At 64.6% G+C, this 17,783-nt stretch carries 22 protein-coding genes; 5 read left to right on the top strand and 17 right to left on the bottom strand.

The features are described 5' to 3' along the window. Nucleotides 1–6: 6 nt before the first annotated feature. A complete protein-coding gene (locus tag DFR51_RS16825; protein ID WP_121053333.1) occupies nt 7–441 on the top strand; it encodes an RrF2 family transcriptional regulator in 435 nt (144 codons plus the stop codon). Here the strand turns inward: DFR51_RS16825 and DFR51_RS16820 are convergent. The 5 genes from DFR51_RS16820 to DFR51_RS16800 form a co-directional block, all read right to left on the bottom strand. Then, nucleotides 392–616: a DUF2783 domain-containing protein gene (locus DFR51_RS16820; RefSeq protein WP_121053332.1), complete on the bottom strand. Its 225-nt coding sequence runs from the start codon at nt 614–616 to the stop codon at nt 392–394. The genes DFR51_RS16825 and DFR51_RS16820 overlap by 50 nt on opposite strands. Further along, nucleotides 613–2,175 (bottom strand): FAD-dependent oxidoreductase, encoded by a 1,563-nt coding sequence (locus DFR51_RS16815; protein WP_121053331.1) that lies wholly within the window; start codon nt 2,173–2,175, stop codon nt 613–615. Before DFR51_RS16815 ends, DFR51_RS16820 begins: the two co-directional genes overlap by 4 nt. A gap of 4 nt (nt 2,176–2,179) precedes the next feature. Continuing rightward, nucleotides 2,180–3,139, bottom strand: a complete 960-nt coding sequence (locus DFR51_RS16810; protein WP_121053330.1) for an MBL fold metallo-hydrolase — start codon at nt 3,137–3,139, stop codon at nt 2,180–2,182. Between the two features lie 109 nt (nt 3,140–3,248). Beyond that, complete coding sequence (locus DFR51_RS16805; RefSeq protein ID WP_121053329.1) at nt 3,249–3,827, bottom strand: TetR/AcrR family transcriptional regulator; 579 nt, start codon at nt 3,825–3,827, stop codon at nt 3,249–3,251. 108 nt (nt 3,828–3,935) lie between these two features. After that, nucleotides 3,936–4,466 carry a dihydrofolate reductase family protein gene (locus DFR51_RS16800; protein ID WP_121053328.1) on the bottom strand — a complete coding sequence of 177 codons (531 nt, stop codon included), beginning with the start codon at nt 4,464–4,466 and terminating at the stop codon, nt 3,936–3,938. A gap of 251 nt (nt 4,467–4,717) precedes the next feature. Between DFR51_RS16800 and DFR51_RS18865 the strand changes: the two genes are divergently transcribed. Then, nucleotides 4,718–5,008, top strand: a complete 291-nt coding sequence (locus tag DFR51_RS18865) for a hypothetical protein (RefSeq protein WP_126494514.1) — start codon at nt 4,718–4,720, stop codon at nt 5,006–5,008. Between the two features lie 26 nt (nt 5,009–5,034). Here DFR51_RS18865 and paaK read toward each other — a convergent pair whose 3' ends face one another. From paaK to DFR51_RS16780, 4 genes are read right to left on the bottom strand one after another with little or no spacing between them, the layout of a single operon-like run. Further along, nucleotides 5,035–6,330: a phenylacetate--CoA ligase PaaK gene (gene paaK, locus DFR51_RS16795; RefSeq protein WP_121053327.1), complete on the bottom strand. Its 1,296-nt coding sequence runs from the start codon at nt 6,328–6,330 to the stop codon at nt 5,035–5,037. Nucleotides 6,331–6,345: 15 nt separating this feature from the next. Continuing rightward, on the bottom strand, nt 6,346–6,900 hold the full coding sequence (locus tag DFR51_RS16790; RefSeq protein WP_243445542.1) for a VOC family protein: 555 nt from the start codon (nt 6,898–6,900) through the stop codon (nt 6,346–6,348). A gap of 10 nt (nt 6,901–6,910) precedes the next feature. Next, nucleotides 6,911–7,663 (bottom strand): SDR family oxidoreductase, encoded by a 753-nt coding sequence (locus DFR51_RS16785; RefSeq protein WP_121053326.1) that lies wholly within the window; start codon nt 7,661–7,663, stop codon nt 6,911–6,913. Nucleotides 7,664–7,665: 2 nt separating this feature from the next. Beyond that, nucleotides 7,666–8,424, bottom strand: coding sequence for an SDR family oxidoreductase (locus DFR51_RS16780; RefSeq protein ID WP_243446578.1), 759 nt, complete (start codon nt 8,422–8,424; stop codon nt 7,666–7,668). 215 nt (nt 8,425–8,639) lie between these two features. On the opposite strand from DFR51_RS16780, the gene DFR51_RS16775 reads away from it, so the two are divergent. Both DFR51_RS16775 and DFR51_RS16770 read left to right on the top strand, forming a co-directional pair. After that, the gene (locus tag DFR51_RS16775; protein ID WP_121053324.1) at nt 8,640–9,119 is read left to right on the top strand and encodes a 2,4'-dihydroxyacetophenone dioxygenase family protein; all 480 of its coding nucleotides are present in this window, start codon (nt 8,640–8,642) and stop codon (nt 9,117–9,119) included. 8 nt (nt 9,120–9,127) lie between these two features. After that, nucleotides 9,128–10,753, top strand: coding sequence for a long-chain fatty acid--CoA ligase (locus DFR51_RS16770; protein WP_197723682.1), 1,626 nt, complete (start codon nt 9,128–9,130; stop codon nt 10,751–10,753). Between the two features lie 7 nt (nt 10,754–10,760). Here the strand turns inward: DFR51_RS16770 and DFR51_RS16765 are convergent, their stop codons facing one another. The 8 genes from DFR51_RS16765 to paaI form a co-directional block, all read right to left on the bottom strand. Next, on the bottom strand, nt 10,761–11,441 hold the full coding sequence (locus DFR51_RS16765) for a PEP-CTERM sorting domain-containing protein (RefSeq protein WP_121053323.1): 681 nt from the start codon (nt 11,439–11,441) through the stop codon (nt 10,761–10,763). 104 nt (nt 11,442–11,545) lie between these two features. Continuing rightward, nucleotides 11,546–12,625 (bottom strand): 1,2-phenylacetyl-CoA epoxidase subunit PaaE, encoded by a 1,080-nt coding sequence (paaE, locus tag DFR51_RS16760; RefSeq protein ID WP_121053322.1) that lies wholly within the window; start codon nt 12,623–12,625, stop codon nt 11,546–11,548. 8 nt (nt 12,626–12,633) lie between these two features. Then, entirely contained in the window at nt 12,634–13,101 is a 468-nt protein-coding gene (gene paaD, locus DFR51_RS16755) for a 1,2-phenylacetyl-CoA epoxidase subunit PaaD (RefSeq protein WP_243445543.1), read from the bottom strand. After that, the gene (paaC, locus tag DFR51_RS16750; RefSeq protein ID WP_121053321.1) at nt 13,098–13,850 is read right to left on the bottom strand and encodes a 1,2-phenylacetyl-CoA epoxidase subunit PaaC; all 753 of its coding nucleotides are present in this window, start codon (nt 13,848–13,850) and stop codon (nt 13,098–13,100) included. Before paaC ends, paaD begins: the two co-directional genes overlap by 4 nt. Beyond that, nucleotides 13,850–14,134 carry a 1,2-phenylacetyl-CoA epoxidase subunit PaaB gene (gene paaB / locus DFR51_RS16745; protein WP_121053320.1) on the bottom strand — a complete coding sequence of 95 codons (285 nt, stop codon included), beginning with the start codon at nt 14,132–14,134 and terminating at the stop codon, nt 13,850–13,852. Before paaB ends, paaC begins: the two co-directional genes overlap by 1 nt. A gap of 14 nt (nt 14,135–14,148) precedes the next feature. Beyond that, on the bottom strand, nt 14,149–15,135 hold the full coding sequence (gene paaA / locus DFR51_RS16740; RefSeq protein WP_121053319.1) for a 1,2-phenylacetyl-CoA epoxidase subunit PaaA: 987 nt from the start codon (nt 15,133–15,135) through the stop codon (nt 14,149–14,151). 70 nt (nt 15,136–15,205) lie between these two features. Further along, entirely contained in the window at nt 15,206–16,408 is a 1,203-nt protein-coding gene (gene pcaF / locus DFR51_RS16735) for a 3-oxoadipyl-CoA thiolase (protein ID WP_121053318.1), read from the bottom strand. After that, on the bottom strand, nt 16,405–16,872 hold the full coding sequence (gene paaI, locus DFR51_RS16730; RefSeq protein ID WP_170151804.1) for a hydroxyphenylacetyl-CoA thioesterase PaaI: 468 nt from the start codon (nt 16,870–16,872) through the stop codon (nt 16,405–16,407). Before paaI ends, pcaF begins: the two co-directional genes overlap by 4 nt. A 91-nt stretch (nt 16,873–16,963) precedes the next feature. Between paaI and paaG the strand changes: the two genes are divergently transcribed. Beyond that, nucleotides 16,964–17,752, top strand: coding sequence for a 2-(1,2-epoxy-1,2-dihydrophenyl)acetyl-CoA isomerase PaaG (gene paaG, locus DFR51_RS16725; RefSeq protein WP_121053426.1), 789 nt, complete (start codon nt 16,964–16,966; stop codon nt 17,750–17,752). Nucleotides 17,753–17,783 lie beyond the last annotated feature (31 nt).

The raw sequence follows: 17,783 nt of genomic DNA, 5'->3' as shown, positions 1-17,783 counted from the left end.
GGGACCATGCTTTCTCAACGGACGCGGTATACAATTCGCGCGCTCCAACACCTCGCCGACCATTATGGCGAGGGGCCGATCCGGCTCGTCGACATCGCAGACGCGCAGAACATCCCGAAAAAGTTCCTGACCGTGATCCTTTCGGAGTTCAGCCGACTCGGCATCGTCGGCACAAAACGCGGCCCGGACGGAGGCTATTGGCTTGCCGTACCGCCGGTTGATGTGCGCTACGGTGACATCGTGCGCCTGACGCGCGGTTCGGTGGCGCTGGTGCCCTGCGCCAGCCGGTTCGACTACAAGCCCTGCGAGAACTGCGTCACCCAGGAAGAATGCCGCCTGCACCGCCTGATGGTGATGGTGCGCGATGAAACCGCGCGTATCCTCGACACCGTTACCCTCGCGGACCCGATCCCGCTGCCGGAGTCGGAGCTGGCTCTCTAGCCGCCGCAATCGCGTCCTTCACCAGCGCGTCATTGCCGATCTGGTTGATGAGCAGCAGGATGAGCCGCGCCGAGAAGCGCAGGCTTTCCGCCTCGTTCATGCCCGTCTGCGCGGCGATCAGCGCCTCATAGATATCGTCGGGCCGCGCGACGTTCGGCTTCGTTTCAAGGCTCATGCGGCGGCTCCTTCGGCGCGTGCGATCGCGGCGCTGATCTTCGCGGGGCTGGGATGCCGCCAGCGCGCCGCGACATACTGGTCCGGCCGGATCAGGCAGGCGCTTCCCGGTGCAAGATCGTAGCGGTCCACGATCAGCGCCTCGCCCTCAACATCGATCACCGGTACGGGCGCCTCGCCCTTCCAGCCGTTTGCGATCAGGCGGAAGCCGCCGCCGAGCTTGCCGAGCAGCCAGTCCTCTCCAATGGGCGCATCGAGCGCGGGGGAGCCAGGTGGCACGCCGTCCCAGTCCCCATCCTCATCCGGCGTCGAAAGCGGGCTCGCAGGATACGAAACCGCCATCGAAAGACGCCCGCTATTCACGAACGGTCGCGCGAATGGATGCTCGCCCGCAAGGCTCAGCACGGCGTCGCGGTAAGCGGCGCTCGCGGTGGACTTGGGTGTCAGGAAATCGGTCGAGCGCGTCGAATTCAGGATATTCTCGTCCGCGGTCGTGATCGCCTCGTGGTTGTAGCTTTCGAGGAAGCTTTCGAGCGCCTTGCCCTCCAGCACGCGTTCCAGTTTCCAACCGAGGTTATCGACGTCGGCGAGACCCCCGTTCGCGCCGCGCGCGCCGAATGGGGACACGAGGTGCGCGCTGTCTCCCGCGAAGAGTACGCGCCCGTGCACGAAGCGCTGCATCCGCCGGCACTGGAAGGTGTAAACGCTGTACCACTCGCGCTCGAATTCGATCGTGTCGCCCAGCATCGCGCGCACCAACGGCTCGACATTCTCGGGCCGCATCGCCGCCTCGCGGTCGATGTTCCAGCCAAGCTGGAAATCGAGCCGCCACACGTCGTCGGGCTGCTTGTGCATCAGCGCGGATTGGCCGGGGTTGAACGGCGGGTCGAACCAGAACCAGCGCTCGGCCGGGTGCTCGCCCTTCATTTTGATGTCGGCGATCAGGAAATTGTCCTCGAACACGCGCCCTTCGAAATCGAGGCCCATGAGCCCGCGCACGGTGGACTTGTTGCCGTCGCACGCGATCAGCCAATCCGTGTTGAGAGTATAGCGCCCGCCCGGCGCCTCCACGCTCACGCTCACGCCGTCCGCCCGCGCATCGAGCGCGGTCAGTTCATGCCCCCAGCGGATATCGACATTCGGATACCGGCCAAGCGCATCCACGAGTATCGCTTCCACATGATATTGCTGCAGGTTGATGAACGCGGGCCGCCGCTGATCCTTCACCGGCAGCAGGTCGAATTCATAGATCGGCGTCGTGCTTTCGCCCCAGAACACCTTGCCGAGGTTCCACACGACGCCCCGGTCCACCATCGCCTGGCCGACGCCGAGCCGGTCCCAGATATCGAGGCTGCGCTTCGAATAGCAGATGCCCTTGGAACCGGCGGCGATGAAGTCGAGCCGGCTCAGCACCGTCACCTTGCGCCCCCGCCTTGCGAGGTCGAGCGCCATCGAAAGCCCCACCGGCCCCGCGCCGACGATCAATGTTTCAAGATGCGCGCCATCCGTCCCCACCGGCGAAGCGCCGATGGAGCGGTGGACCGGAATGCCTGTCGTCATCGTGTCAGTCCTGAAGTTCAGCCCAAACCTCGCGGTCGCGCTCCATCGTCCAGATGCGCGGCCAGTCGATGCCGTCGAATTCGTCCCACAGTCGCTGCACGTCGAAGGGCAGGCAGTGCTCGAAGATCGGCCAACGTCCGAATTTCGGGAACAACGCCTCGTGCGTCGCCTCGAACGCCTGCTTCAGCGTGCCGCCCGCGCGGTGCACGGTGCCCACCTTGTCGATCATGGTTTTCAGGAATTCGCGCGTCTGCTCGATCGCGGCGTCGGTTTCGGCAAGGCCGCGCGGCACACGCCCGCGCCCGCCGATCAGGTTCTCGGCGCGATAGGCCTTCACCTTGTCGAGCGTGCCCGCCGCCCAGTCCATGTGGAAGGCGTCGCCCGTGTAGAGCGCGGCCTCCGCCTCCACGAGGTCGCCCGCGAACAATGTCTTCGATTTGTCGTGCCACACCACGATGTCACCCGCCGTGTGCCCGCGCCCGCAGAAGGCGAGGTCGAGCTTGCCGCGTGTTCCCCCGAGTTCGATTTCGAACGTGTCGGTGAACGTCTGCGTCGGCCACGTCAGCCCCGGCACCGAATCCGGCTCCTTGAACAGGCGCGGCATCCGGCCGAATTCGCTCGCCCAGTCTTCCTTGCCGCGCTCCTCGATCAGTTTGCGCGTCATCTCGCTCGCAACGATATGCTCGGCCTCGAAGGCGCTCGCGCCGAGCACGCGCACCGCGTGGTAGTGCGTCAGGATCAGGTATTTCACCGGCTTGTCGGTGTGCTCGCGCAGTTTCGCCAGCCAGTCGCGCGCGGCAACCGGCGTCGCCCGCGCCTCAATGGCGACAACGAAATCCTCGCCCTCGAACGCGCCCACATTGGGGTCGCCCTCGGCGGTCAGCGCGTAGACGCCGTCCGCCAGGATTTCGAGCGTTTCAACCTTCTCGGCGGTGTCCGCCGAAGATGCGAAAGGTTTTGCCACGGGTAAGCCTCCTCATGTGCCGCGCTGTGTTCGCGGGCCTTGAGGCGCAGTGTAAACGAGGTGGGCGCCGGCGTCTGTCATCAGCTCTGATGACAAGGGGGCCTCGCGGTTAGCGCAACCCGCCCAGCATCTGGTCGATCACCGTCTCGGCGAGTGCGTCCACGGTAAAGCGGCCGGTGGGGCGGAACCACGTGTGCGACCAGTTGATCATGCCGAAATAGAGCATTGCACGCACGCGGGCGTCCTTTTCGGAAAGCGTGGGCGCGATCTCGCCGAAGGTGTGCGCGACAAGGTCCACAAGCATCCGCTCGGTGTCCACGATGTGGCGCCGCCGCTCCTCGGGAAGCTTGTCGAGATCGTTCACCAGCACGCGGTGCCGCGCCGATGCGTCGGCATAAAGCTCAAGGAACCCGTGCGTCAGCTTGCCGAAGCGCGCGACCGGATCGGCCTCACCCCGATACGCATCCGCCACTTCGGCGAGCGCGCCGATGTGCCCGTCCATGATCTCGAACAGGATGTCCTCTTTGGACGCGAAATAATGATACAGCAGCGACTTCGACATGCCGCACGCGGCGGCAAGGTCAGCGATCGAGCAGCCGTGAAATCCCGAATGCGCATAAAGCTCGGCAGCCTTGTCGAGAACGGCCATCCGCCGCTCGTCATAATCCGCCGCCTGTGTCCGGGCCACCCGTACGCCTTTCCTTCGGGAATAACAGAGCGTTCGTGTCTAGGCGGTGCACGCGGTGCCCGCAACGGCTTCGTCCGGAGAATTGCCGCCGGTATGACGATGCCGCGATTATGCCGGAACGTATGTCAGCCTGACCACCTGCTCGCCGATACGGTCGTGCGCCACGAGCCGCAGCGACGGCCGCGACCCGGCGAAGAACGTTTTCCCCCCGCCGATCACGACGGGATGAACGTACAATCGATATTCGTCGATAAGGCGCAGCGCGGTCAGGCTTGCGGCCAGTTCCGGTCCGGCGACTTCGATCTCCCCGTCGAACCGCTCTTTCAGCGTGCGGATTGCCGTCTCCACGTTGTTGTCGACAAGCGTGGCATTCGGTCCGACCGACTTTAACGTGCGCGACACCACCCACTTCGGCAGGCCCCGCCATGCCGCCGCATATTCCCGCTGCGCGTCGTCCCAGTCGGAATGCTCCTCGTCCCAATAGCGCATCGTCTCGTACATGCGGCGACCGTAAACGGTAGCGGCCAGCCCGCGCACATCGTCGATGAAATGACGAAAAACCTCTGCGTCAGGCGCAAACGCCATATGGTCGACATAGCCGTCCAGCGATTGGTTCAAGGCATAAACGAGCTTCGACATATGGATTATCTACCCCGTCGCCCTCGACTCCCAAGTCTTTGTCACCATAATAAACGGCCAGTGAACATTGTAGTTATGAAACGCGGACGGGGGCAACGTAGCTAAGCTTTCGTATGACTGATCGATTTGAGAGATTGTTCGACCGTGCCGAGGCAATCTTGGAAGGGCGTCAGAACGGGCTTGGCATGCCAATCCTGCGACACTTGGCTTTCCGGCGGTATGGCCCGGCATTGTTGAGCCTAGCGTGTCGAATGACACAAAAGGGTACCCGCTTTGAATGGGGTCGTATCTGCCGAGCGTCCAGCGCTGCAGGAATGATGTATCGCGCGTACCGAATTGGCGAGATCAATGCGGCGCAAAACTTGGCAATGACGCGATTCAATATGGGCGACATGCAAGGCTATCGGCATTGGATGCACCGCGCTGCGAAAGCCGGTGACACCGATGCAGCTTATGAGTTGAAGCTGTTTGAAATACGGATGCCTCATCCCCTCGCGCGCAGGCTGCGTCGATTAAGGTCGTATCGTCGCGACGGTAGCTGACGAACGCAACCATCGCCACAAATACCCTACCCCCGCGGTCGTTTATCGACCACCCGCGCTGCCTTCCCCTGCGAGCGCGGCAGCGCTCCCGCAGGCTGGATGTCGATCTTCACGGAGATGCCGACCATGGTCTTGATGCGGTGGGCGAGCGTGTAGGCGTGCTCGGTGTGGCTGGAGGCGTCGGTGTCCTCACGCGCCTCGACCGAGAGGCGCACCATGTCCATCCGGTCCGGGCGGGTCAGTTCGATCATGAAGTGCGGCGCGAGTGCGGGGACCGAGAGGATGTGCTCCTCGATCTGGCTCGGGAACACGTTCACGCCCCGGATGATCATCATGTCGTCCGACCGGCCGGTGATCTTCGCCATGCGCCGCATGCTGCGCGCCGTGCCGGGCAGAAGCCGGGTGAGGTCGCGCGTGCGGTAGCGGATGATCGGCATCGCCTCCTTGGTGAGCGAGGTGAACACGAGCTCGCCCTCTTCGCCGTCGGGAAGCACGTCGCCCGTCTCCGGGTCGATCACCTCGGGGTAGAAATGATCCTCCCAGATGGTGAGGCCGTCCTTGGTCTCCACGCACTCCTGCGCCACGCCCGGGCCCATCACCTCGGAGAGGCCGTAGATGTCCACCGCATCGATCGCGAACGCGCTCTCGATCTCGCTGCGCATCGCCTCGGTCCACGGCTCGGCGCCGAAGATACCCGTCTTCAGCGAGCTTCTCGCCGGGTCGATACCCTGCCGGCGGAACTCGTCGAGGATCGCCAGCATGTAGCTTGGCGTCACCATGATGATCTCAGGGCTGAAGTCGGTGATCAGCTGCACCTGCTTCTCGGTCTGCCCGCCCGACATCGGGATCACCGTGCAGCCGAGCGCCTCCGCCCCGTAGTGCGCGCCGAGGCCGCCGGTGAAGAGGCCGTAGCCATAAGCCACGTGCACCTTCATCCCCGGGCGTCCGCCCGCCGCATGGATCGAGCGCGCGACGAGGCCGGACCATGTCGCGATGTCCGCCTTCGTGTAGCCCACCACAGTGGCCTTTCCCGTCGTTCCCGACGAGGCGTGGATGCGCGAGAGCTTCTCCTGCGGCACCGCGAAGAAGCCGAACGGATACGCATCACGCAAATCCGCCTTCGTCGTGAACGGGAACTTCGCGAGGTCGCCGAGCGACTTCAGATCATCCGGGTGCACCCCCGCCGCGTCGAACTTCGCGCGGTACGCAGGGTTCCCCGCATACGCATGGGAAAGGCTCGCGCGCAGGCGCTCCAACTGCAACGCCGATATCTCGTCCCGGCTCGCCGTCTCAATGGCGTCGAGACCAACCTTGTCTGTCATGGGTTCAATGTGCCCTTATTCGGCCGGGGGCTGCAACACGCGGATCGGGTCGCTGCCGTCCCAGTTTTCCGACGCGGTCTTCATCATCGTGAAGAAGGCCTCGGTCTGGTCGGTCATCTCGATGAGTTCGATCATGCCGGGCAGCACGTCCGACGTGTCCATATAGGCCGCGCGCGCGCCGACGCCCGCGACGCCGTACAGCGCCATCTCGTGGCCGAGTGCCTTGTATTTCGCAACGTCCGCGTCGAAATCCGCGCACGAAACCGCGAAGTGGTGGAAGCCCCAGCCGCGCTTCTGCTGCACTTCGGTGTAGACCGAAGGCGTCTCCCAGTTGTTCTGCTGGATCAGTTCGAAGCTCATCGAGCCCGAAAAGCCGATGGCGAGCGTGATGTCGAGTTCGGTCGGCGCGCCGCGATACTGCGCATCGAGCAGCGGGAAGTGTTCGATCACGAACCACGGGCCGCAGTTCAGGCGCGGCATGTAGTGTTTCATCGCGGCCGTGATGTCGGGCACGATGTAGGCGATCTGCATGATGCCGCCCATCGGCTGGCCGAAGTCGAGTGTACGCACGGGTTGTCTCCTAATTGGTCAGGCTCATGCCGCCGTCCACGACGACGGCGGTGCCGGTGATGAAGCGCGCCTCGTCGGAGACCAGGAACAGCACCGCGTTCGCGATATCCACGGCCTCCTGCCACGTCTTCATCGGCACCTTGGTGAGGAAGGCCTGCGCGGCGTCATCCTCGCTGATGCCGTGCTCGGCGGCGGTGCGCGCGATCAGCACGTCGTGCATCGGCGTGCGGACCTGCCCCGGGTGCACGCTGTTGCAGCGGATCGCGTAGTTCTTCTCGCAGCAGTGGAGCGCGAGCGAGCGCGTGAACTGCGCGACCGCGGCTTTCGATGCGCCGTACGCGGCGATGAACGGCGTCGGCACCAGTGCGCCGATCGACGACATGTTGACGATGGCGCCGCCGCCGCCTTTCGCGATGGCGGGCATCGCGTATTTGCAGGCGAGGAACACGCTTTCCACGTTCACCGTGTTGATGCGCCGCCAGTCCTCGAGTTCGGCCCCTTCCGGGTCCATCGGGCTTTTGCTCGAAGAGATGCCGGCGTTGTTGACGAGCCCATCGATGCGGCCGTGTTTCGCCATCGTGTCGGCGATCAGCGCCTTCCAGCCCGCCTCGTCGGCGACGTCCTGCTGGATGATGCCTTCTCCGTCCGCGATGTCGGTGCGGATCACCGTGGCGCCTTCTTCCGTCAGCCGGTCCGCGATTGCCGCGCCGAGGCCCGCTGCCGCGCCGGTGACGATGACGACCTTGTTTGAAACACGTCCCATGTTCAGCCTTTCGTGTGCGCGCTGGAGGGGCCTGCAAGCTGCGCCCCGTCGATGATCAGCGGCGATCCGCTCAGCATGGCGGCTTCGTCGGAAACCGCGAACAGGATCGCGTTCGCGATGTCCTCGGGCTTCGCGATGCGGCCCATCGGCACAAGGCTCGCCATCGCCGCCACCATCGCCGCGCGGTCTCCGATTGCTTCGGCGACAGGATCCAGCATCTCGCTATCCACATACGTCGGATGCACCGACACGCACCGTATCGGTAGTCTGCGTTCCGCGCAGTAAAGCGCGACCGATTTGCTGAGTGTCGTCACCCCGCCCTTCGAAGCGCAGTATCCCGCGACGTCCGAAATGCCCACCAGTCCCGCGAGTGACGAGACGTTCACGATCGCGCCGAAACCGCCCGTCTCCGAGATCGCGCGGATCGCGGCCTGGCAGCCGAGCATCACGCCGGTCAGGTTCACCGCGATCATCTTGTTCCAGTGGTCGATGGTCAGGTCCATGATCGTGCCCGGGAAACCGATGCCCGCCACGTTCGCGAGGCTGTCGAGCTTGCCGAAGCGCCTGACTGTGGCGGCGGTCGCCTCGGCCCAAGCCGCTTCGCTCGTCACATCGAGCGGGAGGGCGATCGCCGCGTCGCCGATCGCGGTGGCGGTCGCCTCCGCGCCCGCAAGGTTGATGTCGCTGACGCCGACGCGTGCGCCTTCGCGTGCGAAGGCGATGGCGGTTGCACGGCCGATGCCGGATGCCGCCCCGGTCACGATGGCGACTTTGCCTTGAAGGCGCATGATGTTCGAACCTCTCCCCAACGCCCCTGAAGGGCAGTCCTCGCAGTGTCGCACGAAGGCTAGAGGGGTGGCCGCTCATTCCAATAGCGGGAAACACCTAAGCACCTAGGTGTTTCCCGCCATTTCGGGACTCGGATCGCCGCGTCACAATGCACGCCTGAAAATCCGATAATGAGGGAGGTTTGATCATGGTCCTGCTGACGCGCGAGGATGCGCCCGATATCGAAGAGACGAAGCGCCACACCCCGGCGTTCTACAATCTGAAGGACCTGCCCTGGCATGATTGGGTGATGCCGGAAACCTGGTTCAAGCTCCTCAACGTCAATCCGTTCACCGGCGGTTTCACGATGCTGCTGAAGGTCGGGCCGAACAACACCGCGCCCGTTCACGGCCACATCGGTTCGGTCGAGGGCATCCTCATCGAAGGCGGCTTCGGCTACGGCGACGATCGCGGTCGCGCCGGGGATTACGTGCGGGAAATGGGCGGCATCAACCACATCCCCGACACGGATGGCGACGGCATGGTGATGTTCGCGGTCGTGAACGGTCCGCTGGTGGGCTACAATGCCGATGGCAGCATCGCCGCTGTTGTCGATGCGAAGTTCATGTATGGTCTTGCCGCGGCAAAGGGCGCTGCCGATCACATCGAAAAGCCTGCCGACTGGTAAGGGGGACAATGCTGGGTTTGATGCAGGCGAGCCCGCTGCTCATCAGCGGGCTGCTCAGCCACGCTGCCGCCGCGCACGGCAAGCGGCCGATCGTGTCGCGTCTCGTGGACGAGCCGGTGTGGCGTTACGACTATGCCGGTCTCGCCGCGCGTACGGCGCGCGGCGCGCATTTGCTGCGCGGCATGGGCGTGGCGCCGGGCGATCGCATCAGCTCACTCGGCTGGAACACGCACCGCCATATGGAGCTGATGTTCGCCGCGCCCGGCATCGGCGCCGTGCTGCACACAGCGAACCCGCGTCTCACCGACGAACAGATCGCCTATACGATCGAGCACGCTGGCAGTTCGATCCTGTTCTATGAACGCAGCTTCGCCGATCTCGTCGAACGACTGGCGCTATTGCTACCGCAGCTCACCCGCTTCGTGATGCTGAGCGACGCCGAGCACACGATCCCCGGCAGCGTTGGTGCGGAATCGTGGGAAACGCTGATCGCTGATCAGCCCGATGCGATCGACTGGCCGCGCCTCGATGAGAACGCGGCGGCGTTCCTCTGCTACACCTCGGGCACCACGGGCTATCCAAAGGGTGTCGTCTACAGCCACCGCTCGACCGTGCTCCATGCGATGGCGGCGAGCCTGCCCTCGGCGTTCGGGCTCGACGTGTTCGATTGCATCATGCCCTGCAGCAGCTTCTATCACGCGACCGGCTGGGGGCTGCCGTTTGCGGGCGCGCTGAACGGCTGTGCGTTCGCGCTGCCCTGCGACCGCATGGACCCGGCGAGCCTGCATGAACTTGTCTTGGGTGAAGGCGTCACCTTCTCGGGCGGCGTCCCGACGATCTGGACGATGTACCTCGACTACCTCCAGCGTACTGGCAGCACTGCGGGCAAGCTGCAGCGGCTGGTGATCGGCGGTTCCGCCGTGCCGCGCGCGATGGCGGAGGCGTACTCGCGCACGTATGGCGTCAAGGTGCTGCAGCTCTGGGGCATGACCGAACTCAATCCGCTCGGCGTCGTCGCGACGCCGACACCCGCGCTTGCCGAAGGCGGCGTGGATCATGTCGACGATATCATCTGGACGCGGCAGGGCCGGATGCAGTTCGGTGTCGAGCTGCGCATCACCGACGAGGAAAATCGCGTTCTCCCGCACGACGGCGAGACCTCCGGCGCGCTCAAGGTGCGCGGGCCGTGGACCATTGAACGCTACTACCGCGCGGACGGAAGCGCGCTCGACGAAGACGGCTGGTTCGACACCGGCGATATCGCGACGATCGACGATTACGGTTTCATGCGCATCACCGACCGCGCGAAGGACGTCATCAAGTCGGGCGGCGAGTGGGTCAGCTCGATCGACATCGAGAATATCGCCGTCGGCTTTCCGGGCGTGAAGGTCGCGGCGGTCATCGGCGTGCATCACCCGAAGTGGGAAGAACGCCCCGTCCTCGTCCTCGATCTCTACGACGATGCCGATGTGACCGAGGAAGCGATGCGCGCGCACCTCGCCCCGGCCATCGCGAAATGGTGGATGCCGGATCGTGTCTACTTCGATGCCGTGCCGCTCACGGCGACGGGGAAGATCGACAAGAAAACACTGCGCGCGCGCTATTTGAACTGTCTGGAAAAGCCGGCGGCCTGAACGGGCCTCAGACCTTGCGGCGTCTCAAGGCAAACCCTGTCAGCCCAAGGCCGAAAAGCGCGAGGGTGGCGGGCTCCGGGACGGTCTCAATCACGATGCGCATATCCGAAAGCCCGATGATCGTGTCGGCATAATTGTCGGTCGCAAACTGTATCCCGAGAAAGTCCACTTTCTCCTTCAACATCGTATTCAGCAACGCTGTGATGTCGAAGACGCCGTCGAGCCCGTAGGAACCATCGTCGTCATTCCATTCCATTCCAAAGGAGTAGATTTCTGACTTTCCTGCTGGTGTATAATCGCCGAGCGTTGTGACGCCGTCTCCCGTGTAGGCGAAAATGCAGTTTTTAGAATTGCCATCGCCGTATTGGTCATATGCGCTGAATCTCAGCGTGGCGTTCTTCACCTTCTTTTTGAAGGTGGAAATATCAAACTCGAAGCTGGCACGGTTGTCGTCGACGAAGAAGTAGCCGCCCATGTTGCCGATCTCGCCGTAATTCGACGTACCAGCGCTCCATACCACGGGGCCCGGCCGCACCGTGTTACAGTTGTCACCATTTTCAGGATCGTAGCCCTCTTCGGGCACGTCTCCGACAAACCATCCGGAAACGGTGGGGCTCGTTGTGACTGACTTTGCAATCGCTGGCGAAGCAACACACACGACAATCGCGGCGCACGACAGTAAACGCATAGTAAGGCCCTCCCTGTTGCAAGAGAGGCTATGGTTAATCAAATACTGCGGCAACGATTCGATTTAGGCGTTACGCTGATGCAGCCCGCGAGGGCGCTTACCCATCACGCGTCGTAGTCGACCGCCACGTTGTCGGTCAGCGGTACGGCCTGGCAGGTGAGGATGTAGCCCTGCGCGACCTCTTCGGGGGAGAGGCCGTAGTTCGCCTTCATGTGCACCTTGCCGTCGATCAGCTTTGCGCGGCAGGTGGCGCAGACGCCCGCCTTGCAGGCGAACGGGGTCTGCAGCCCGGCGGCGCGCGCGTTTTCGAGGATGCTGCCCTGCGCGCTGTCGAAGGTGATGCGGCGGCGGCGACCTTCCAGCGTCACCTCGACCTTGCGGCCTTCGGCTTCGCGCTCAAGCTCGCGCTCGACAGCCGCCTGCTCGGCGGTCGGGCGGTCGATCGTGAAGCGTTCGACCTTGATGCGGTCGGCGGGAACGCCTGCTGCGGTAAGCGCGGTTTCCACGGCGTCCATCATCGGTCCGGGGCCGCAGATGAACGCGGCGTCCACGTCGTCGGCGTCGATGAGGCCGCCGAGAAGTTCGGTGAGCTTCGCCGAATCGAGGCGGCCGTTGAAAAGCGCGATGTCCTCGTCGTCTTCGTCTTCAAGGAAGTGGTAGGCTTCGAGCCGGTCGAGGAAGCGGTCCTTGAGCGCGGCGATCTCTTCCAGGAACATGATCTCGTTGCTGGCGCGGTTGCCGTAGAAAAGGGTGAAACGGCTCTTCGGCTCTTCGAGAAGCGTGGTCTTGAGGAGCGAGAGCACGGGCGTGATGCCTGATCCGCCTGCGAAGCCCACGTAATGCTTCTGCGCGTTCGCATCGAAATCCCACGAGAAGCTGCCATGCGGCGGCATCACCTCGATCGTGTCGCCCGCGGCGAGCGCGGTGTTCGCCCAGCGCGAGAAACGGCCGTCGGAGATCGCCTTGATGGCGACGCGAAGCTGGCCCTCGTGCGGTGCGACGCACAGCGAATAGTTGCGGCGCAGATCCTCGCCATTGATGTCGGCGCGCAGCGTGATGTGCTGGCCGGCGCGGAAGGCGAAGGCATCGCGCTCGGCTTCGGGCACGTCGAACAGGATCGAGACGGCGCTCGGCGTTTCGCGGCGGACTTCGGCGATTTTAAGCGTGTGGAAATGCGTGGACATTCAGGGCCTCAATGGCATTTGAAACGATCGAAGGGTTCCCGGCAGCTGTCGCATTGCCAGAGCGCCTTGCAGGGAGTGGAACCGAACCGACTGATCTCGTGCGTCTGTTTCGATCCGCAACGGGGGCAGGTGGCCGGTTGGCTGTTGAGCGCGGTGCTCGCGGGCGGTGGATCGATCCCGTAGGCGCGCAGTTTCTCGCGGCCGTCTTCGGTGATCCACGCCGTCGTCCACGGCGGCGACAGCCGGGTTTCGATGGCGACATCCTGCATCCCCGCCGCGTCCAGCGCCTCGCGCACGGCGAGCTGGATGTAGGCGGTCGCCGGGCAGCCCGTGTACGTCGGCGTGATCAGCACGCGCGCCGGTTCGGCATCGGTGAGCACATCGCGCACGATGCCGAGATCGACGAGCGATACCGCCGGGATCTCGGGATCGGGCACGGAGGCAAGCACGGCCATGATGGCGCGTGCGTCGTTCACCAGACGGCTTCCGGGTAGGTGCGCGGAATATGCTGCATCACGGCGAGCATATGCCCGAGATGTTCGGAATGATGACCCTTGCGGCCGCCGACGATGGGGCGCGGCAGCTTTATTTCAGGCAGGCCCGCCTCGGCGAGCACCGCCGCGACGCGCGCCTCGAACACCGGACGCAGAGCGGTAGGATCGACCGCGATGCCTTCCGCGACGAGCGCGTCGGTGACGGCATCGGTCTGGAACAGCTCGTCGACGAAGCGCCAGTGCCAGTCGAGGCCATCGATCATGCGCGTCCGGCTCTCTTCGGTGCCGTCGCCGAGACGGATCACCCACTCCGCCGCGAGATCGGCGTGATAAGCGACCTCCTTCACGGCCTTGGCGGCGATTTCGGCAAGGCGCGCGTCCTTCGAAAGCGCGAGCTTGTCGAACAGCGCCTTCTGCCATGTCGAAAACAGGAACTGCCGGGCGATGGTGCGTCCGAAGTCACCGTTCGGCTGCTCAACCATCAGGCAGTTGGTCCATGCCAGGACGTCGCGATGGAAGGCGAGGCGGTCCGCATCGCGGCCCTTGCCTTCGACTTCGCCGGCATAGCCGAGGAACAGTTGTGCCTGCCCGACGAGATCGAGCGCGACGTTGGCGAGCGAGAGATCGACCTCGATGGTCGGCGCATGGCCGCACCATTCGGAAAGCCGCTGCCCGAGCACGAGGCTGTCGTCGCCGAGACGCAGCGCGTATGTGAAAAGCGCGTTTTCCATCACATGTGCTTCACGGCGTCGGGGAGTTCGTAAAACGTCGGGTGACGATAAATCTTCGTCTCCGCCGGTTCGAACATCGGGCCTGCCTGTTCGGGGTCAGACGCCGCGATGTCGGACGAGCGCACCACCCACAGGCTGACGCCTTCCATGCGGCGCGTGTAGGTATCCCGCGCGTGGCGGAGCGCGATCGTCGCGTCGGGCGCGTGCACCGAGCCGGCATGGCGGTGCGAAAGCCCGCCGCGTGCACGCACGAACACTTCCCAGAGAGGCCAATCGGTCTTCATGTCTTGTCTTTCCTTCAGGCTGCGGCCTTGATGCGGCGGCGGGCTTCATGGGCATCCGCGGCTTCGCGCACCCAGGCACCGTCGTCCCATGCCTTGCGGCGGGCTTCCATGCGTTCCTTCGCGGTCGGACCTTCGCCGCGCACAACGGCGTAGAACTCTTCCCAGTCGATCGCGCCGTAATCGTAGTGGCCGCGTTCCTCGTTCCACTTGAGATCGGGATCGGGCACTTCCATGCCGAGCAGGTGAACCTGCGGCACCGTGGCGTCGATGAACTTCTGGCGTAACTCGTCGTTCGTCTCGCGCTTGATGCGCCAGCGGATCGACTGCGCTGAGTTCGGCGAATTGTCGTCGGAGGGACCGAACATCATGATCGCGGGCCACCACCAGCGGTCGATCGCGTCCTGCACCATCGCCTTCTGCTCGTCCGTGCCCGCGGCCATCACGAGAAGGGCGTCATACCCTTGGCGCTGATGGAAGCTCTCTTCCTTGCACACGCGGACCATGGCGCGCGCGTAGGGGCCATAAGAGGTGCGCTGCAGCGGCACCTGGTTCATGATCGCGGCGCCGTCCACCAGCCAGCCGATGGCGCCGATGTCGGCCCAGGTCAGCGTCGGGTAGTTGAAGATCGTGGAGTATTTCGCCTTGCCGCTGTGCAGCGCGTCGATCATTTCCTCGCGCGAGGCGCCCAGCGTTTCGGCGGCGGAATAGAGGTAGAGGCCGTGGCCGCCCTCGTCCTGCACCTTCGCGAGCAGGATCGCCTTGCGCTTCAGCGACGGTGCGCGCGTGATCCAGTTGCCTTCGGGGAGCATCCCGACGATCTCGCTGTGCGCGTGCTGCGAAATCTGGCGGATCAGCGTGCGGCGGTACGCTTCCGGCATCCAGTCCTTGGGTTCGATGAACGCATCGTCGGCGACCCGCGCCTCGAATGCATCGACAAGCTCCTGCGGCTCCCGCGTCGGGGCCTGCTGCGGATCAACCTTCTGAAGTTCAGTGGTATACACGGGGGCGCTCCTTCCTCCCTGCGAGTCCTATAATAAATCGACCGATCGATCAATTATTATTTGTGGTCCGTCAAATGCGCTCGATCAGCAGGGCAATGCCTTGCCCCACGCCGATGCACATTGTGGCGAGGCCGTAGCGCCCGCCGCGATTCCTGAGTTCGATCGCCGCGGTCATCGCGAGCCGTGCGCCCGACATGCCGAGCGGGTGGCCGAGTGCGATGGCGCCGCCATTCGGGTTCACGTGCGCGGCGTTGTCAGGCAGCCCGAGCTGGCGCAGCACGGCAAGGCCCTGCGCGGCGAAGGCTTCGTTCAGTTCAATGACGTCAACGTCGCCGATCGACACGCCCGTCCGGGCAAGCAGCTTCTGCGTGGCCGGGGCGGGGCCGATGCCCATGATGCGCGGCGCAACGCCTGCGACAGCGCCGCCGACGATGCGCGCGATGGGCGTCAGGCCGTGCTTCGCGGCGGCAGCTTCGCTCGCGATCAGCAGCGCGGCAGCGCCGTCGTTGACGCCGCTGGCATTGCCTGCCGTGATCGTGCCGTCCGCCCGCACGATCGGCCGCAGCTTGCCGAGTGCTTCCATGCTCGTTTCACGCGGATGCTCATCGCGGTCGACGACGATAGGATCGCCCTTCTTGCGCGTGATCGTGACCGGCACGATTTCCTGCGCGAAGCGTCCGCTGGCCTGCGCGGCGGCGGCGCGGCGCTGGCTTTCGACCGCGAACCGGTCTTGATCCTCGCGCGAGATGCCGAAGTCGTCTGCGACGTTCTCCGCCGTCTCGGGCATCGAATCGATGCCGAAGCCCGCCTTCATCAGCGGGTTCACGAAGCGCCAGCCGATGGTGGTGTCGTAAACGGCGTTGCTGCGCGAAAAGGCGCTGCCCGCCTTCGGCATCACGAAGGGCGCGCGCGTCATGCTTTCAACGCCACCCGCCACGATGAAATCGGCATCGTCCGCGCGGATCGCCCGCGCAGCCATCGCCACGGCATCGAGGCCGGAGCCGCACAGGCGGTTGATCGTCGTCCCCGCCGCGCTTTCGCCGAGGCCTGCGAGCAGCGCGGCCATGCGCGCGACGTTGCGGTTGTCTTCGCCCGCCTGGTTGGCGCAGCCCATGATGACGTCGTCGAGCGCGGCCCAGTCGATGCCCGGGTTGCGCGCGGCGAGCGCCCTCAGCGGCACCGCGGCAAGATCGTCCGGCCGGACCTCGGCGAGCGATCCGCCGTAACGTCCGATGGCCGTGCGCGCGGCGTCGCAGATGAAAGCGTCGGTCATTCCTGTTCCTCTTCGATCACGGGGCCGCCGATCGTGCGGCTCAGCCCCTGGAATTCAGCGATGATGCGGCCGTCTTCGCCGAAGACGCTGACGGCATAAACCCCTGTGCGGCCCTTCACGGCGCGCTCCTGCGCCTCGGCGACGATTCGCTCGCCCGCGCGGCCCGCATCGATGAAGCTGATGCTGGCGTGCTGCGCAACCGTCTGCACGTTGCGCGAATTGCACGCGTAGGCGAAGGCCGTGTCGGCGAGCAGGAAGATCATGCCGCCGTGAGCCATGCCGAAGCCGTTCAGCGTCCCCGGCGAGAGCCGCATGGCAACGCGCGCGAAGCCTTCACCGGCCGCTTCGATTTCAAGGCCCAACGCGGGCGTGGTGCCTTCCTTCGCAGCCATTGCGCGCGCAATGCGGAGCGCCTTATGGTCGGCATCGGAATCGGCCGGAGTCGGCAGTGTAGAATCAGGCATGGCAGTGCAGATAGCGCGCGATTTCGCGCTTGCCAATAATAGTTCGACCGTTCATTCTATCATTAAGCATTGCGGATGGGGAGGCTTTCTCGTGTCTTTCGAAACAATCATATTCGATATCAGCGAGGGTGTCGCCACGCTCACGCTGAACCGCCCGGATCGCCTCAACAGCTTCACGGTGAAGATGCACGGCGAAGTCGCCGAGGCGCTGGATCGCACCGAGAAGGAAGGCGCGCGGGCACTGCTGCTGACCGGCGCCGGACGCGGCTTCTGCGCAGGGCAGGATCTTTCCGACCGCGCCGTGGCGCCGGGGGAAAGCGCCGTTGATCTCGGCGATTCCGTCGAGCGCTTTTATAATCCGCTGATCCGCCGCCTGAACACGATTGCCATGCCCGTCGTCTGCGCGGTGAACGGCGTCGCGGCGGGTGCGGGTGCAAACATCGCGCTTGCCTGCGATATCGTGCTCGCCGCCAGAAGCGCGAAGTTCATCCAGTCGTTTGCCGCCATCGGCCTCATTCCCGACAGCGGCGGTACATGGGCGCTGCCGCGCCTTATCGGGCAGGCGCGCGCGCTCGGCCTTGCAATCACCGGCGAGCCGCTGAGCGCGGAGCGTGCCGAGGAATGGGGCCTCATCTGGAAGTGCATCGACGACGAGGCGCTTGCCGGCGAAGCCCGCGCGCTCGCCGTGCGGCTTGCTGCCGGGCCGACGCAGGGCCTTGCGGCGACGCGGACGGCCATTCGCGGCGCGTGGGCGAACACGCTCGACGAGGAGCTCGACAACGAGCGCGATCTGATGCGCCGCCTCGGCTTCTCCGCCGACTACAAGGAAGGCGTCGCCGCCTTCATGGAAAAGCGCAAACCCAAATTTACCGGCGCCTGAGCCGGTTTCCTCAGCTGACATTCGGAGCCAT

The organism is Sphingosinicella microcystinivorans (assembly GCF_003634215.1).
Lineage (GTDB): Bacteria > Pseudomonadota > Alphaproteobacteria > Sphingomonadales > Sphingomonadaceae > Sphingosinicella > Sphingosinicella microcystinivorans.
Note: the sequence above shows the minus strand (reverse complement) of the source record. Positions and strands in the feature narration are given on the sequence as shown.

Bases quoted from the DNA above. Each gene is read 5' to 3' on its own strand.
- DFR51_RS16825 (WP_121053333.1), top strand. From the start codon at position 7: ATGCTTTCTCAACGGACGCGGTATACAATTCGCGCGCTCCAACACCTC.
- DFR51_RS16820 (WP_121053332.1), bottom strand. From the start codon at position 616: ATGAGCCTTGAAACGAAGCCGAACGTCGCGCGGCCCGACGATATCTAT.
- DFR51_RS16815 (WP_121053331.1), bottom strand. From the start codon at position 2,175: ATGACGACAGGCATTCCGGTCCACCGCTCCATCGGCGCTTCGCCGGTG.
- DFR51_RS16800 (WP_121053328.1), bottom strand. From the start codon at position 4,466: ATGTCGAAGCTCGTTTATGCCTTGAACCAATCGCTGGACGGCTATGTC.
- DFR51_RS18865 (WP_126494514.1), top strand. From the start codon at position 4,718: ATGACACAAAAGGGTACCCGCTTTGAATGGGGTCGTATCTGCCGAGCG.
- paaK (WP_121053327.1), bottom strand. From the start codon at position 6,330: ATGACAGACAAGGTTGGTCTCGACGCCATTGAGACGGCGAGCCGGGAC.
- DFR51_RS16785 (WP_121053326.1), bottom strand. From the start codon at position 7,663: ATGGGACGTGTTTCAAACAAGGTCGTCATCGTCACCGGCGCGGCAGCG.
- DFR51_RS16775 (WP_121053324.1), top strand. From the start codon at position 8,640: ATGGTCCTGCTGACGCGCGAGGATGCGCCCGATATCGAAGAGACGAAG.
- DFR51_RS16770 (WP_197723682.1), top strand. From the start codon at position 9,128: ATGCTGGGTTTGATGCAGGCGAGCCCGCTGCTCATCAGCGGGCTGCTC.
- DFR51_RS16765 (WP_121053323.1), bottom strand. From the start codon at position 11,441: ATGCGTTTACTGTCGTGCGCCGCGATTGTCGTGTGTGTTGCTTCGCCA.
- paaE (WP_121053322.1), bottom strand. From the start codon at position 12,625: ATGTCCACGCATTTCCACACGCTTAAAATCGCCGAAGTCCGCCGCGAA.
- paaC (WP_121053321.1), bottom strand. From the start codon at position 13,850: ATGGAAAACGCGCTTTTCACATACGCGCTGCGTCTCGGCGACGACAGC.
- paaB (WP_121053320.1), bottom strand. From the start codon at position 14,134: ATGAAGACCGATTGGCCTCTCTGGGAAGTGTTCGTGCGTGCACGCGGC.
- pcaF (WP_121053318.1), bottom strand. From the start codon at position 16,408: ATGACCGACGCTTTCATCTGCGACGCCGCGCGCACGGCCATCGGACGT.
- paaI (WP_170151804.1), bottom strand. From the start codon at position 16,872: ATGCCTGATTCTACACTGCCGACTCCGGCCGATTCCGATGCCGACCAT.